The organism is Cypionkella sp. PAMC25878, assembly GCF_058135695.1.
Window position 1 is genome coordinate 103,976 of sequence record NZ_CM176871.1, and the last position, 16,024, is coordinate 119,999.

General features: G+C 62.1%; 13 protein-coding genes. 4 read left to right on the forward strand and 9 right to left on the reverse strand.

What is annotated here, in order from left to right; genetic code table 11:
• Positions 1 to 7 precede the first annotated feature (7 nt).
• The 3 genes from ACS5RD_RS00535 to ACS5RD_RS00545 all read right to left on the reverse strand — a co-directional run bounded on the left by ACS5RD_RS00535 (position 8) and on the right by ACS5RD_RS00545 (position 4,182).
• Complete coding sequence (locus ACS5RD_RS00535; protein WP_489929531.1) at positions 8 to 1,747, reverse strand: heparinase II/III family protein; 1,740 nt, start codon at positions 1,745 to 1,747, stop codon at positions 8 to 10.
• Between the two features lie 232 nt (positions 1,748 to 1,979).
• A complete protein-coding gene (locus ACS5RD_RS00540; protein WP_489929532.1) occupies positions 1,980 to 3,116 on the reverse strand; it encodes a saccharopine dehydrogenase family protein in 1,137 nt (378 codons plus the stop codon).
• A 13-nt stretch (positions 3,117 to 3,129) separates the two neighbouring features.
• Positions 3,130 to 4,182 (reverse strand): saccharopine dehydrogenase, encoded by a 1,053-nt coding sequence (locus tag ACS5RD_RS00545; RefSeq protein ID WP_489929533.1) that lies wholly within the window; start codon positions 4,180 to 4,182, stop codon positions 3,130 to 3,132.
• A 172-nt stretch (positions 4,183 to 4,354) separates the two neighbouring features.
• Here ACS5RD_RS00545 and ACS5RD_RS00550 point away from each other — a divergent pair, with 172 nt between their 5' ends.
• Positions 4,355 to 6,868 (forward strand): hypothetical protein, encoded by a 2,514-nt coding sequence (locus tag ACS5RD_RS00550; RefSeq protein WP_489929534.1) that lies wholly within the window; start codon positions 4,355 to 4,357, stop codon positions 6,866 to 6,868.
• Positions 6,862 to 7,689, forward strand: a complete 828-nt coding sequence (locus ACS5RD_RS00555; RefSeq protein ID WP_489929535.1) for a glycosyltransferase family 2 protein — start codon at positions 6,862 to 6,864, stop codon at positions 7,687 to 7,689. Before ACS5RD_RS00550 ends, ACS5RD_RS00555 begins: the two co-directional genes overlap by 7 nt.
• Positions 7,690 to 7,737: 48 nt before the next feature.
• Here the strand turns inward: ACS5RD_RS00555 and ACS5RD_RS00560 are convergent, their stop codons facing one another.
• The 6 genes from ACS5RD_RS00560 to ACS5RD_RS00585 all read right to left on the reverse strand — a co-directional run bounded on the left by ACS5RD_RS00560 (position 7,738) and on the right by ACS5RD_RS00585 (position 12,898).
• Positions 7,738 to 8,526 (reverse strand): exodeoxyribonuclease III, encoded by a 789-nt coding sequence (locus tag ACS5RD_RS00560; protein WP_489929536.1) that lies wholly within the window; start codon positions 8,524 to 8,526, stop codon positions 7,738 to 7,740.
• A gap of 261 nt (positions 8,527 to 8,787) precedes the next feature.
• The gene (gene hemP / locus ACS5RD_RS00565; RefSeq protein WP_054008333.1) at positions 8,788 to 8,982 is read right to left on the reverse strand and encodes a hemin uptake protein HemP; all 195 of its coding nucleotides are present in this window, start codon (positions 8,980 to 8,982) and stop codon (positions 8,788 to 8,790) included.
• A gap of 163 nt (positions 8,983 to 9,145) precedes the next feature.
• Entirely contained in the window at positions 9,146 to 9,922 is a 777-nt protein-coding gene (locus ACS5RD_RS00570; RefSeq protein WP_489929537.1) for a heme ABC transporter ATP-binding protein, read from the reverse strand.
• A gap of 3 nt (positions 9,923 to 9,925) precedes the next feature.
• Positions 9,926 to 10,996 (reverse strand): FecCD family ABC transporter permease, encoded by a 1,071-nt coding sequence (locus ACS5RD_RS00575; protein WP_489931430.1) that lies wholly within the window; start codon positions 10,994 to 10,996, stop codon positions 9,926 to 9,928.
• A gap of 1 nt (position 10,997) precedes the next feature.
• Complete coding sequence (locus ACS5RD_RS00580) at positions 10,998 to 11,861, reverse strand: heme/hemin ABC transporter substrate-binding protein (RefSeq protein ID WP_489929538.1); 864 nt, start codon at positions 11,859 to 11,861, stop codon at positions 10,998 to 11,000.
• Positions 11,858 to 12,898 carry a hemin-degrading factor gene (locus ACS5RD_RS00585; RefSeq protein WP_489929539.1) on the reverse strand — a complete coding sequence of 347 codons (1,041 nt, stop codon included), beginning with the start codon at positions 12,896 to 12,898 and terminating at the stop codon, positions 11,858 to 11,860. The genes ACS5RD_RS00580 and ACS5RD_RS00585 overlap by 4 nt, the downstream gene beginning before the upstream one ends.
• Before the next feature lie 223 nt (positions 12,899 to 13,121).
• Here ACS5RD_RS00585 and ACS5RD_RS00590 point away from each other — a divergent pair, with 223 nt between their 5' ends.
• Together ACS5RD_RS00590 and exbB are read left to right on the forward strand one after the other, a co-directional pair.
• Complete coding sequence (locus tag ACS5RD_RS00590) at positions 13,122 to 15,233, forward strand: TonB-dependent receptor domain-containing protein (protein ID WP_489929540.1); 2,112 nt, start codon at positions 13,122 to 13,124, stop codon at positions 15,231 to 15,233.
• Positions 15,233 to 16,021: a tonB-system energizer ExbB gene (exbB, locus tag ACS5RD_RS00595; RefSeq protein ID WP_489929541.1), complete on the forward strand. Its 789-nt coding sequence runs from the start codon at positions 15,233 to 15,235 to the stop codon at positions 16,019 to 16,021. Before ACS5RD_RS00590 ends, exbB begins: the two co-directional genes overlap by 1 nt.
• Positions 16,022 to 16,024: the final 3 nt, after the last annotated feature.

Below are 16,024 nucleotides of genomic sequence, written 5' to 3' on the forward strand. Positions count from 1 at the left end.
TTTCAGGTCAGATCGGAACCGGCATCTCGTCGCGGTCCAAATCCCGGATGGCCAGCGGAGTATCCTGTGCTTTCGCCAAGGTCCAGCCGATCTGCGTCTCTAGCTCGGTCGCGCGGGCCGAAAGGACGATCTGCCGCGTCGGACGCGGTTTCAGACGACCTTTTTCTAGAAAAACCGATGGCTCCAGCGTCAAAGTCGCGAAACCATCATGACGGAACACCCAGATTTCGCCGCTTTTTAAGGCAAGCGACACCGCCGCCCCGCCCATATCCAGCGCCGCATCGACATCTGGGTGCAGATGGAATCGCACGGCAAAGCCTGCGCCCTGCAAATGCAACTCATTCATCAGCCGCTCAAACCGGGCGCGCTCGGCTTGGCTGCGGGCGGTCAGCGCATCCAAGCCCACCAATTTTCGGCCATCCTTGGACAGCAGAAGTTCGCGCGAATGCGTCAGCCCATGCGTCGCCGACCAGCCGGAATGCGCCATGTAAAGGTGCAGCCCATCGGGCAAGTGGCCCTGTCGCAGCGAGGTCACCTGTGCGCGATCAACCAAGGCATCTTGCGCGAGGGCAAGCCTTGACCCGGATTTCAAACGGCTGGACGAATACCCCTCTACCGCCAAGGTCGAATGCGAGGCCGTCGCCCGCCCGGCCTGCCGCCACTCCGCCCCAAACGGCGCGCCCGAGCCGCAGTTGACGATCACCGGACGCCGCCCCGAGGTCAGCTCAAACGCCGAGGTCGAGGCATGCGCCCACATCCCCGCAGCCCCCCCCGGCGGGCGGGCCGCATCAACGATCACCGTGGTGCGGGCCTCTGCCAGCCGCGCAAACCCCATCGCCAAACCTAGCCCCACGCTTGACCCCGGCTTCACCCCCGTCGCCGCCAGCGCCAGATCCAACCGCCCCTCCATGCCGCGCCCACCGCCATGAAACCGCGCCAGCCCGCCATCGGCATGACGCAAAGCGCGTAAGCTGGGCGCAATCCGCTCCAACGCCGCAACCAACGCGGGCGGAGGCGTATGCCCCGCCTCGGACAAAGCCTGCTCGGCCCAAGTCAGCAGTGTGAAAACCTCCAGCAATTCCTCAGGGTTGCGGGTGGGTATCCCCCCCATCGCGTCGATCTCACGGCCACATTCCACCGCAAGGGCAGCTACAGCAGGGGCGACGCGCGCCTGCATCCCGATCAGCGCAAGGCCCGCGTAGATCAAGCCTGTCAGTGCCTCAAACCGCGGCAGTCCAGGGGCGGCATGTGGCCAGCGCCGCGACAAAAACACCACCTGCGCTGACAGGCTGCGGTAATAGGCAACCGATTGCATCCGGTCACGGCCCTGCAACAGCAGCAAAGCATGGTTGATCCAGCGGATCAGCCGCCGCCCGGTCAGATCCGGCGTCCAGCCCGGCCCTTGGCCGCGACCAAACCGGGTGATCCAACCCCAAGTCCACTCCTGCGCGCGGGTGCGGGCGGCGAAATCACCCAAAGCCGCCAGATCATCCAGCCACAAAAACCCCTGCGTCTCGGCAGGCGCGCCCGGATCATCCAGCGCCACATCCCAGATCGAGGCCCCCGGTGCCTCAACCAACTGCCCGGCGAACTGAAAGTTCCCCGCCACCAACTGCCGCCCGCGCGCATAAAGCCCGACCGAGCGCGGCTCTGGCTGCGAGACAAACCCGGTCGCAGCGGGGCTGCGCAAAGCGCGCCACATTGCCAGCCGATTGCCAAGGCTTGCCTTGCCGGGTTTGCGTTTCATCCTGTTCCTGTAACCTGCCAGCCCGCTTGTGCGCGGATCGTTGGCGCACAGCATAGCGCCAAGGCCCTGCCCTGTCACCCGCCCCGGCGATTGCTCTTTCTGAAATACTCCCCGCGGAGCGTTCAACCGCCGATGCAAAGCCAAAGGCCGGGCATCACACCCGGCCTATCCGCCCGCGCCAAAGCCGCCGCGTGCCCCCTCGATGGGGGCCAAGGTGGCAGCCCGGTTTGGGTCAGTGCTGCACCCGCTCCATATACTGCGCCAATCCGCGCACTTGCCCCAGCCAGCTTTCCAGCAGCTTCGGATCATGCGGTGCGCCATGCACACCCACCGCAATCTCGCGCTTCATCACCGATTCCACCGCGAAAGACACCGGCGTCGACACCAGCCGCGCCATCGCCGATCCACGTGCATCGCCCCAGGCGTCCATCGCCCAAGTCTCGTGGAACACCGAGCGGCCATCGCGCTCGGCCTTCAGCGATACGAACAAGATCACCCGGTCCGGCTCGCCCGGCGCGTAGGAATTTTCCGCGACAAACTGCGTCGCCATCTCGGCCAACCGCGCATCGCCGGATGGGCCTTCCAGTGTTTCAATCTCACGGAACACCGGAGTCCACGCCTCTTGCCAGCCATTCAAGCGGATGGTGCCACGCACGAAATCTTTGACCTTCCAGTCGGGATCAAAGCGGTAATCCTCCATGAACGGATAAGAATCGCGGTTGGGATAAACCTCAAAGCTTTCCGGCACCGGCAGCGGCGCGTCATATTTGGTGATCGCGTCCCAAGGCCGATTGACCCGCAATTCGGAAAAATTCCGCAACGACCGCGACGGCGAGCGCAGGGCTTTCAGCACCCCCAGCGGAGCCCAAGAAAACTTGTAGCGGAACGGGTTCGGGATTTTCGGCACGCCGCCGCAATAGCTGGTGAAAGATATCACGTTATCAATGTGATAGGCCTTCGATGCACGATAGCGCGCCACCAGATCATGCGCCATCAGATGGTCAATGCCCGGGTCTAAGCCCACCTCATTGACCGAGACCAGACCCGCCGCACGGAAGGCTTCGTCCAACGCCTTCATCTCGGGTGCAATGTAGGACGACGACACAAAATGCGCGCCCTTATCCAGACAGGTCTTGGCAATCGCCACATGCTGATCGGCCGGCAGCATCGAGATCGCGATGTCATCGGGCTGCAAGGCGTCGGCCAAAGCCTCTAGTGAGTAGGCGCGAATATCCGCGCCAAGATCGCCCACCGCTTCCTGCGCCTTCTCGACCGTGCGGTTCCACACCACCACCTGATGGCCGTTCTCAATCAGCCGCCGCAAACCCGGAGCCGAGGACAACCCCGTGCCGCACCAATGAATCGTCATAGTTTCTCTCCCCTTACAGGCTGGCCGTGTGGCGGGCGTATTCTGCCGCAGCACGTCCCCAAACCCCAGAATTCAGATCGCCCAACATCGCCAAAGAGGCCAACAGTTGCGCCGCATAATCTTCGCTGCTTTCCACCGGCAGCAGGGACGGCAAGTTGTCAATAGCCGTCACGTCCAGCACCGGATGTTCCGCCACCCGCAAAGCCGGCGCATCCCATTCCGTCACCCGGTCATAAACCTTGATCGGTGAGAAATCCGAGGTCGGGTCGCAAGCAATGTCACCAATCACCGTGAGTTTCCGCGCAGTATCTTCCTTGGCCGAAGCCGCCACGAACACCGGGCAACCGGGGCGGGCGAGGATGCAGTTCAGGAAAATCTCGTGCTGCAAGATTTGCGGGAACGGCCCGCCGCTGGCGGTTTCGGCCTGATCCCATTGCGTCACCGCAACCCCCAGCGCCGCGCACAGGTCCGACGCCCCGGTGCCAACCCGGCCCAAAGCGCCGATCACGATGGCGCGGGGGCGTGGGAAGCCTGCCAGTTCCGCCTCTAAATCCGCCAGCAACGCCGCCTTACCCGGATATTTCGTCACGGGTCCGGCAATGCCGCCCCGTTGCTGCGCCGCCCAGCATTTCAAGCTGACAGCCGCCCCGGCATATCCCGCCCAATAGCCGAACGCCGCCACCCGGCGACCATCCGCACCCACCAGATATTCCAGATCAAACAGCGTACCGCCGCCCGCCTTGAAGCGCTTGAGCAACACCTGCCCCGCAGGTTGACCCTTATAAGCATGGCCGAACATGATGTGGCGATGGGTCAGGGCCGTGCCGTCTTCGGGCAATTCTTTCAGCCCAAAGATAATCGCATCCGCCGGGGCCTGCGGCCAAAGATTCTCCGCCGCAATCTCACACCCAGCCGCCCGATAACCCTCGATCCCAATCGCGCGGACCGAGCTTTCCTCGACAGTCACCCGGATGCCTGCCTTGATCAGCGCCGCAGCTCCGTCCGGCGTCAGGCCGACGCGCTCCTCATTCGGGCGCTGCTCTGCCCGGACCCAAAGATGCGTCATGCCAATCCCTCGCGCTGTGCCATTTTCCCGGCTGAATACCAGATCAGGGGGCAAGGAACAGGGGGGGCGTGACCGCATGGCCCGAATTTCGCCCAAACTGCGGCGTAGTCAACGTGGCAAGGCCGCGGCGTTCCGGCTATCGTCACCGCAATCTGTTTCAAAGAGGCGCGTCATGTCCCTGTTGTCCCTGCTGACCGATGTGCTGTTCATTGGGCATTCGCTGGTTGGCCCCACCCTGCCGACCGTGCTGGACGCGACATTGCGCGAGATGGGTCAGCCGTCTGTGGTGCAGGCACAGATCATCAATGGCTCATCTCTGGCCTATAACTGGGATAATTCCGCCAATGCCGAAGGCGTCGACGCCAAAGCGCGGTTGAAGCGGCAGCCCACCGATGTGCTGGTCATGACCGAAGCGCAGCCTTTGGCGGGACAGATCAAATATAACGACACCTCGGGCTATGTGGCGAAGTTCTCAGGCCTCGCGCTGGAGGCCAATCCCCACACCCGGCTTTATGTCTATGAGACTTGGCCCAGCCTGAACTCCGGTCCCGGCAATATCACCAAAGACGACCCCGACGCGGGCATCCCGTGGCGCGAACGCATCGCGCTGGATTTGCCATTGTGGGAGAGTGTTGTGGCCGATGCCTCAGCCAAGGCGGGCCATGAGGTCAAGCTGCTGCCCGTCGGTCAGGCGATGGGGCATCTGGCGGATGAGATCAAGGCAGGCCGGGTGCCGGGGCTCAGCGATATCAAACAGATGTTCGTCGATGACATCCATCCCAATGGCAAAGGTTTGTATTTTGTCGCCATGGTGCAGGCGGCGGCGATTGTCGGCAAAAGCCCGGAGGGTGTGCCTGCCAAAGTCACCCGCGCTTGGACGTCGCGCGATGCGGTGATCACGCAGGAACAGGCGCAAGTGTTTCAGCGCATCGCTTGGGAGGCGTTGGAGGCTTATGTTCCCGGCCAAATCGCGGCACAGATTGCACCTGTGGTGGTGCCTGTTGCGCCGGAGCCTGCTTTGGGGACCATTCCAGACGCGCAAGACCCGCCGTTCCCCGCCTTCAAACAGATCACCAACACCCATCTCGCCTTGGGTCTGGCTGGGGTCAACGATTGGTCGGTACAACAGCCGTTCCTGAACCTGATGAAAACCGCGCGGCCTTGGATCGGCCATCTGCCCGACCAGTTCGGCGGCTGGACCGAGGCTGATCTGGCCAAAGCGGGGGCATTGGGGCCGCATGGTTGGCCGGTGAAAATCCCGCCCGAACTCGCGAAAATCTCCACCCTGATCCTGACGGATCTTCCGGAAGATGCCGCAGGCGTCGCGGGCCGCTACATTTTGACCTACCAAGGCAAAGGCACGCTGAAAGTCGAAGGCCGCGTGAAGATTGTGACCGAGGCTCCGGGCCAAGTGCAGTTCGATTACACACCCGGCGAAGGCTTGGTGTCGATCACCCTGCTGGCCTTGGACGCTGCCGATCCGATCCATGACATCGTGGTGGTGCGGGCATCGCGCGCGCAAATGCTGGCCGATGGCGCGATCTTCAACCCCGATTGGCTGGCCCGGATTCGTGGCGTGAAAGGCATCCGCTTTATGGATTGGATGATGACCAACGACTCCACCCTGTCAGAGGTCAAAGACCGCCCGCAGCCCACAGACTACTCCTATGCCCGCAATGGGGTGCCTATTGAGGCGATGGTGGCACTGGCAAATGAGTTGAAAGCCGACCCGTGGTTCACCCTGCCGCATCTGGCCACCGATGAGCTGATCCGCACCTACGCCAAGATCACCCACGACCAACTCGACCCCAGCCTTCATGCACAAGTCGAATACTCCAACGAGGTCTGGAACTGGCAATTCGCCCAAGCCCGCTGGGCCGAAGAACAGGGCATTGCACGTTGGGGCCAGGATAAAACCTGGGTGCAATTCTACGGGTTGCGCGCCGCACAAGTGATGGCGATCTGGTCAGAGGTGTTCAAAGATGCCCCCACCCGCCTGACCCGGATTGTCTCGGTGCAAACCGGCTGGCTGGGGCTGGAGGAACAGATTTTGGACGCACCCTTGGTGGTGGCTGAGGGGCTGCCCGCGCCCGTCGCAAGTTTCGACGCCTATGCGGTGACGGGCTATTTCAGCGCTGAACTGGGTGGAGATCAGAAATTCACCACCGTGAAAGACTGGCTGAAGCAATCAGCGGAGGCGGCGCGCAAGGATGCCGCAGCACAGAGCCTGACCGGAGCCGCAGCCAACGCTTACCTAGCCACGCACCGCTATGATCTGGCCGATAAACTGGCGGGCCAAGAGCTGCGCGACGGCTCGGTCACAGGCAATCCAGCCAATAGCCTGACGCAAATGTTGGCCGAAACCCTGCCCTACCATGCCGCCATCGCTGCAGACCGGGGGCTGAAGCTGATGATGTACGAGGGCGGCAGTCATGTGGTGGGCTATGGCGCAGAGGTCGATGATGAGGAATTGACCGCGTTTTTCACCCATCTCAACTTCACGCCAGAAATGGGTGCGCTTTATGCCGAATTGCTGGCGGGGTGGCAGATGATCTCGGATCAGCCGTTCAACGCCTTTGTCGATGTGTATCGGCCCGGAAAATGGGGGAGCTGGGGCGCGTTGCGGCATTTGGGCGATAGCAATCCGCGCTGGGACGCTTTGGCGAAGGGCTGCATCACATGCTGACCCCACGGCTGAGCGTGATCATTCCGGCCAGCAATGAGGCGGCGTATATCGGCGCGTGTTTGACGGCGCTGTTTGCGTCCGGTCCGATCAATGCGGAATGTATCGTCGTTGCCAACGGCTGCCGCGATGCCACCGCAGCGGTGGCGCGGGGATTTACGGCGCAGGCGGAGGCGGCGGGTTGGGCGCTGACGGTGCTGGACTTACCGCAAGGCGGCAAACCCAATGCGCTGAACGCAGGGGACCGGATCGCCAAGGCTGCGATGCGGGCCTATCTGGATGCGGATGTGGTCGTCTCGCCCGATCTGATGGCGCAACTGTTCGCAGCACTTGACGGCGTTACCCCGCTCTATGCAACCGGAACCGCCCATATCCCCCGCGCCAAAAGCGCCGTCACCCGCGCCTATGCAAGGTTCTGGCAACGCCTGCCCTTCGCGCAAAGCCCGGCCCCCGGCCATGGCCTGTTCGCCACCAATGCCGCTGGTCGCGCGCGCTGGGCGGAGTTTCCCGGCATCATCTCGGACGACACCTTCGTGCGGCTGCAATTTGAGTCTGACGAGCGGGTGCAGTTCTCCGCGACCTACGAATGGCCGATGATCGAGGGCTTCGCGGCCCTGACCAAAGTGCGACGGAGACAGGATGCCGGGGTGGCTGAGATTAATCGGCTTTATCCCGGACTTTTGGCGCGGGAAGCGAAAGCGCCGCTGACCAAAGCTCGCCTGCTAGACCTCGCGCTGCGTGATCCCATCGGCTTCACCACCTATGCCGCCGTTTCCGTAGCGGTGCGCCTCAAGCGTGGCAAAGGCTGGAGCCGTGGCCGGTAAAGCGGAATTCGCGCGAATTCCGTGCACGATTTCCGCGCGGAAATCGTCTTACAGATCAAACGTCGCGAAAACTGGGGCGTGGTCGGAGGGTTGTTCCCATCCGCGCACCGGGCGCAGGATGCGGCTGCCATGCGCGGATTTGGCAATATCAGGTGTTGCCCAGATGTGATCCAGCCGACGCCCCTTATCGGCGGCGTCCCAGTCGGGCGAGCGATAGCTCCACCAGCTGTAAAGATTGCCCGTCGGAATGTCGGCGCGGGTGACATCGACCCAAGCGCCCGACTCCATCGCCGCGCCAAAATGCTCCACCTCAATCGGCGTATGGCTGACGATCTTCAACAACGCCTTGTGGTTCCACACGTCATCCTCACGCGGGGCAATGTTTAGATCGCCGACCAGAATGGCTTTCGCGGGCTTCTCGCCATGAAACCAATCGCGCATCTCGGTTAGGAAATCCAGTTTCTGGCCGAACTTCACATTCTGCGCCCGGTCGGGAATATCGCCACCTGCAGGCACATAGCAGTTGTGGATCACCACGCCGTTCTCCAGCCGGGCAGCCACATGCCGCGCATGACCCATGGTGACGAAATCACGCCCCCCGGCATCCTCCAGCGGCAGCTTGGAGATGATCGCCACGCCGTTATAACCCTTCTGCCCGCGTGCCACCATGTAGCGATAGCCAAGCGCGCGGAACTGCTCCACCGGGATCATCTCGACCGGGCTTTTGCATTCCTGCAGGCACAGCACATCGGGGGCTTCCTCAGCCATCAGCTTGACCACCAGACTTTCGCGCAGGCGGACCGAGTTGATGTTCCAAGTGGCGAGGGTGAAGGTCATGGGCTGCTCCTGATCCAGAGCAATCAGCCTAAGCTGCGCCGCCCGCGTTCTCAAGAGGGCAAAGCCCGCGACGATAGGCTGAGCAGCAAGTACACAAAAAGTCGCCCAGCCAATGTGGCCGGGCGGGAGGTCCAACAGGGAGGTAATGTCGTACATATACCATAGAATACTGCGCATTTCCGTCCGCTGGTGCAAATTACCCAAGCCATGGCTTTTTGGCCACAACCCAAGATTGCGTCATGCGCAAGGCAGGCTTTGCGCCTATTTGGTCAGGATCAGCTTTGCCGATTTGGTGATGCGCAGGGTGTAAATCTGCCCGTCCAACTCGATCAGCGCGGTGCCCGCCCCCCCCGTCAGCGCCCGCGCGTCGTAGCGGAGGGTGCGGTCTGCGGATACGGGTTCGGCAGCGGCTTGCGACGCCAGAAACTGAGGGGTCAGGATTTGAGTTTCGTACATGTTGCGCTCCGCAAGAGATTAGGGTTGGCACTGAAAGACCGGCTTCCCAGAGGCGGGTGGCATGGCGATGGCCTATACCTAGCAAATTTGTCAGGAATATAAAACCTGATTCTTTTACTTATCTTTAGCGGACCCCTGCGCTGCGGCAGGGCTGTAACGCCCGTCAGCTGGCCACCGCCTGGGGCAGCAGCCAAGTGCCGTGGCTGGGCAGCGCGTTGGTGCGAATCGGGCAGTCGTAGGCGTTTGACAGCAATGTGTCGGTCAGCACGGTATCGGGCGTGCCTGCGGCGACCAAAGCCCCGTCAGCCAGCAATGCCAGCTTGTCGGCGAACATCGCGGACAGGTTCAGATCGTGCATCACCGCCACCACACCACCGCCCGCATCGGCAAAGCGCCGCGCAAGCCGCATCACTTGCAACTGATGGCCAAGATCAAGGCTGGCCACGGGTTCATCCAGAAACAACCAACGCGCGCCGCTTGCGCTTAACGGGTTCCAGACTTGCACCAAAGCGCGGGCGAGTTGCACGCGTTGGCGTTCGCCGCCCGAGAGATCTTGATAATTCCGGGCAGCGTGGTGCAGCAGGTCCACCTCGGCCAAAGCGCGCTGCGGCAGATCGCGGGTGTCGGCATTTTCGCCCATACTCAGGCCCAGCCGGATCACCTCTAACACGGTAAAAGGGAAGGCGAGTTGGGTTTCTTGGACCATCACTGCGCGGATCGCCGCCAGCTGCCATGCCTTCGCGCGCGCCACATCAAGCCCGTTCAGCGTGACCTTGCCCTGATAGGCAACCTCGCCCGTTATCGCGCGCAAAAGCGTGGTTTTGCCGGACCCGTTCGGCCCGACAATCGCGGTCAGCGTGCCTGGGCGGGCGGTTAAACTGACCCCACGCAGCACTGGACGGCGGTTCAAGGCCACACAGATATTTTCGACCTGAAGCATCGTCTAAATCCCCACAAGGCCCTGACGGCGCATCAAAATCCATAGGAACACCGGCGCACCCAGCACGGCAGTCACGATGCCAATCGGCAGTTCAGCGGGGGTGACGATGGTGCGGGCGATCATATCGGCTCCGACCAGCAGGCTTGCCCCTAGCAGAGCGACATTGGGCAAAAGGTAGCGGTGGTTTGGCCCGGTAGAGATGCGCAAAAGATGCGGCACGACGATGCCGATAAAGCCGATACCCCCCGCCATCGCCACCGCAGCGCCAGTAGCCGCCGCCACGCCGAGGATAATCAGTTGTTTCAGCCGTTCGACTTCGATGCCCAGATGCGCCGCTTGCGCCTCACCCAAGGCCAGCGCGTTCAGGCCGCGCGCCATCAGGGGGGAGAACAGCAGCACGGGCAAAATCAGCGGCAAAGCGGTTGCCAGCTTGCCCCAGCCCGCGCCTGCCAGTGACCCCATGCTCCAAAACGTCAAATCGCGCAGTTGTTTGTCATCGGCGAGATAGACGAGGATGCCGGTAAATGCCCCCGCTAAAGCCCCCAGCGCGATACCCGCCAGCAACATATTGGCGACCGAGGTATGACCGCCGCGTGTCGCAAGACGGTAAAGCAGCAAGGTCGCGCCCCAACCGCCCAGAAATGCCGCCACTGGCACCAGTTGGCCGCCGAAATGCACCGCAATCCCGGCGGGCAGCAGCCCGCCCACCACAATCGCCAACACCGCACCAAGCCCCGCGCCAGCACCGACCCCGACGATACCGGGATCGGCTAAAGGGTTGCGGAACAGACCCTGCATCAGCGCGCCCGACACCGCCAAGGCAGCCCCGATCAGCAGGCCCATCGCCAGACGCGGCAGGCGGATGTTCCACAGGATCACCTGATCTCGTGTCGAAAGCTCGCCCTTGATCGCCGCATGCGCCAAGTTAGCAAGGTTCAACCCCGCCGCTCCGGTGCCCAAGGACAGCACCGATACCACAAGCAAAAGTCCGATCAGCGCGCGCAGCATCAAAACCGCGCGGGCCTCACGTTCGCCACCCGTGCTGCGGCTGCGTCCCAAGGCGAGTGACAGCATCTCAGCCAGCCTGCGGATAGAGCGCGTCATACAGCGCTTTTGCCGCATCCGGTGTGCGAGGGCCAAAGCCCAGCAGCATCATCCCATCCATCCGCACAATGTTCCCGGCTTGTGCAGCAGGAGTCTGCGACAGCGTCGGGTGCGCCATAACATCCGCATTGCCGATGGCCAGATCGCCCTCGCGGTCCATCATCAGAATCAGATCGGGCGTGGCGGCCAGAACCGCTTCATCCGTCATCTGCTTGTAACCCTGAAACCCGGTCGCGGCATTGATACCGCCCGCCAGCGCAATGATGCCTTCCGCCGAAGACCCCTCGCCCCCCGCCATCACGCGACCGCCTTGCAGCGACAGCACGAACAGCACGCGCTTTTTATCGGTGACGGCGGCGGCGCGGGCTTCAGCCTCGGTCAACCCAGCCTGAACCGATGCCGCCAAAGCCTCGCCTTCCGCATCACGACCCAAAGCCCCGGCCACCGCCTTGATCTTCGCCACCACACCCGCGGGTGTCGGATCGCCCGGCATCCGCAGGAACGGCACGCCTGCGGCAGTCAAGACGTCCACCGCAGCGGGCGGACCTGCATCGGCTTCGGCCAAGATCAAATCGGGGGAAACCGATAGCACCCCTTCCGGCGACAGCGAACGAATATAGCCGACATCCGGCAAAGTGGTAATTTCCGCCGGATAGTTCGAGGTCGAATCCCGCGCCACCAACAGCCCCCCGGCGCCCAACGCCACGGCGATTTCGGTGACCGAGCCGCCCAGCGTCACGACGCGCTTTGCGTCCTCGGCCCCCGCCGGGGCGGTCAGGACGACTGACAAAACCAGCGCCAGACCAACCCGCAGAGAATTCATCGCGTGCATCATGCCATCTCCGCTTCCAGCGCCGGAAGCGCCATCACAAAGGCATCCCAAGCCAGCGGCGGGGCATCCTTGCGATAGCCGAAGATTTGCAGGATCAAACCACCCTCGGCATCAAATGCCTCAACCGAGATCGCATCGCCGCGCTGGGTCGGCTTGGTCACGCGCCAGACTTCGCTGATGTGATCCCCGCGCAGATGCAGGTTAAAGCGCGGGTCCATCACGTTGATCCATGGCCCCATCGGCACCACCTTTTCAATCGGCCCGCCGTGAATCTGGATGCAACCTGCATTGCCAACAAAGATCATCAACGGGATTTTCTGATCGGCAGCGGCGTGCAGCACTTGGGTGATCGCATTGCGCGCAACCGGGACCGCATAGGGTGCGCCGACCATCCGGTTCGCGCCCAAACGGTTGAACTTCAACCGTCGCGTCAGTTTCAGGAACTGATGCGTGTCGGTCATCGCTTTCCATTCGGCGCGCAGATCAGCGACGCGGGCCGGATCACCCTTTGGCGCCTCGACAGGTTCGCGGGGAACAAGAGTCAGCTGATCAGCCTGCTCGGGCAAGCGCAAAGCGGCGACCAAAGCGTCAAACGCCGCCACATTGGATTCAGGTTTCAGATGCACCTTATGCACCGCGTCGCCCGCCGCATCGAACACCTGAATGCTGCGCTTCGGGCCATCTTCGCCCGCCTCCACCACCGCAAAGCCGAATTTCCAATGGCTGGGGAACATCCGCATATCAATCTCGGACCCGAGCACCATCGCGGCGTGGGGACCGGAGTGGTAATCTTTGTAGATCCCCCGCCGCTCATGCACACAGCTTTCGTTGCGGGTCAGCGCCATCACTTCGCCCAGTTCCCCAATCAACGGAAACAAGGCGTCGGGGGTCGCATCAATCGCCGTGGCGCTATGGCCGACATAAGCCGCAACCAGTTCAGCCTCGGTGATTCCCTGCATCGCCGCAAAATCGCGGGCGCGCGCCTTCGGGTTTTCAGCGCGCAAAGCGCGAATCTGTGCGGGTATATGCGTATGGGTCATGCCAGAATCCTAAGTTTTACGAGGGGGCGCGGATCTGGCAGGCCATCGGGCCGTGGCTGGAGCGCAAGGGTCAAAACATATCTGCAGAGATATACTTGACAGTTATAGTCTGGATTTCTATGAGCTTATTCCTGACAGATCAAGTCGGAATATAACTCTGCCCGCCAGCTTGCCGCCATGACGGCAAGGCCAGCCATTCGCAGACCTTAAACAAGGAAAGCCAATGCTGCCTCGCCGCCCCGCCGCTCTGCGCGGTCAACTGCTGTTATCCACCTTTGCGATTGCGCTGATCGCCGCGCCCGTTGCCGCGCAAGAGACGGATGAAGGCATGTTTCAGATGCTGGGCCGGATCATCTTCGGCGCAGGTACGGCCAAGGTTGCCATCGACACGCCGCAGGCCGTCACCGCGCGCGAGCAAGCCGATCTCGACCGCGCCCAGCCCAACACCATGGGCGATGTGCTGAAGGGCATCCCCGGCGTGCAGGCCACGGGATCGTCTGCGCGGCCCATGGGTCAGGCGTTCAACATTCGCGGCATCGGCAATACCGAGCAAACGGCATCCGAAGCCCGCATCGCGGTCAGCGTCGATGGCGCACCCAAGTTTTTCGAGCAATACCGCCTCGGCTCGTTCTTCGGTGATTTTGAGCTGTTCAAGCGGATCGAAGTGCTGCGCGGCCCGGCCTCGTCCACGCTGTATGGTGCGGGTGCGATTGGCGGCGCGATTGCCTTCACCACCAAGGATGCCAGCGATTTCCTCGAAGAGGGCAAGACCACCTCCCTGCGCTTTAAGTCCGGCTATAACAGCAACGGCGACACGAAAAAGCTGGGCATTATCTTTGCCACCAAGCAGGGCAATGCCGAATACTTGGGCTCACTGAACTATTCCAGCGGTGGTGAGATCAAAGATGGCGGCGGCACTGTGCTGGCGGGCACCGCGCATGAAAGCCTGTCGGGCCTGCTGAAAGGCAAATGGACGCTGGGGCAGGATGACGACCAAAGTCTGACCCTATCGCTGTCGCGCACCGATACCGATCTGGACGATACGCTGCTGGCACAAACCGGAGGGGCTGCGGCGGTGTTCTTCGGCACCGCAGATATCCATTCGGTGGACGACACCGTGTCGCTGAGATGGAACAACAGCTTTGCCGAGAACCCGCTGCTCGACCTGTCGGTGCAACTTTCCTACACCAACACCACCGTCGATAAGAGCAACTTCTCGCTCGGCGCTGGCTGTCGCCTCGGGTCCAGCCAAGTGCTGTGCGCAGGTGATTTCGGCTATGCCACCACCACGCTCAAGGTTGAAAACACCGCAGAATTCGGCGGCAGCGGCTGGGATAACCGGGTGATCACCGGTGTGCAACTGTCGCAGCAAGAGCGCAGCGCCCATTCCAGCCTCGGCCCATACAGCTTCCATCCGCAGGGCACCGACACCAAAGTCGGCGTCTATGCGCAAGGCGAGTTTGTCTACAGCGAACGCCTGACCCTGATCCCCGGCGTGCGGATTGACTTCGGCCAGTTCAGCGCGGGCGATATTGCGGGCGGTCTGGACACCGACGACACCGCGATTTCGCCAAAACTGGCGATGATGTACAAGATCAACGATAGCTTCTCGGTGTTCGGCTCACTGGCGCATACTGAACGGATGCCGACGCTGGACGAACGCTATTCGACAGAAGCCGCAAGCACTTTGCCGGAACGGCTGGCAAGCGTGGGTCTGGCCAAAGAGGAAGCAGATTCGGTCGAGTTGGGCTTCACCCTCCGCCATGAAAACCTGCTGTCGGACGGCGATAGCCTGCAACTGAAACTGACAGGCTTTCACAATGATGTGGAGAACATGATCGCCACGACGCCGCGCGTCGCTGGTGGTCCGGCTGTGCCATACTATTCCAACGTCGCGGCTGCCGAATTGTGGGGCGCTGAACTGGAAGCCAGCTACGACGCCGAGCGTTGGTTCAGCAACCTGTCGTGGAGCAAAGTCCGCTCCAAGAACCTGAACCCGGCCGTGGGCGCAACCTCGACCACCCTGCCCGACACCCCGGCAGAAGCGATTTCGCTGACCATCGGGGCCAAACTGCCGGTGCAGAACCTGAACATTGGCTGGACTGGCTATTACTACGACAACATCAAAACTTCGTCGGCCACCACGACGGGCGATTCCTACCAGACCCACGATCTGTTCGTGAAATGGTCGCCACAAGAGGGCGTTCTCAAAGGCTTGGACGTGAACTTTGCCGTCGAGAACATGTTCGACGAGAAGTATAAAAACAACCTCGCCCTCGATAATGGTGTTGGCCGCAACTACAAACTGTCAGTCGCCAAATCGGTGAGCTGGTGATGCGCCACGTTTGCGCCTTTATCATCGGGGTGGGCCTTTTGGCCCATCCTGCCTTTGCCCAAGACATTGCCGCTGGCCTTGCAGCACCCCATGCCAGCACCGATCTGTTCAGCATTATCCTGTCGGCGCATTGGGTTGTGCAGGCGGTGATGGTGATCCTTGCGGTGGCCGCCTTTGCCGCCCTCACCATCATGGTGCAGAAAATCGCCGAACTGACGCTGGCCCTGCGTGCCCTGCGCCGCAGCGCCTTGAAACTGACCGCCGCCACCGATCTTCCTTCGGCGATCCGTGCGATGGCCGCACAACGCGACCCCGCCACCCAGATGATCCGTGTGGCGCATGAGGAATTCGTCAGCCTCGCCGATTTCCCGGTCGATCCCGCCTATGCCCATGCAGCCCAACAGCGCACCCGTCTGGCGATGGACCGGATAGAGGCCAGCGCGCTTGCCCGTCTGCGCGCAGGTTCGGGGTTGCTGGCATCCATCGGGGCGACCTCGCCCTTCATCGGCCTGTTCGGCACGGTGTTCGGCATTATGAACGCCTTTCTCGCCATTGCTGAAACCAAAACCACCAGCCTCGCCGTCGTCGCCCCTGGTATTGCCGAGGCGCTGTTTGCCACCGCCATCGGCCTGCTGGCTGCGATCCCGGCGGTGTTGATCTACAACGGCATGTCGCGCGCGATCACCGCCTATCGCCGCAAGCTGGCCGATGCTTCAGCGCAGATTGAACGGTTGCTCAGCCGTGATCTCGACCGCCGCAGCGCCGCCAATGTCAAAACCGCAGGCTAATCC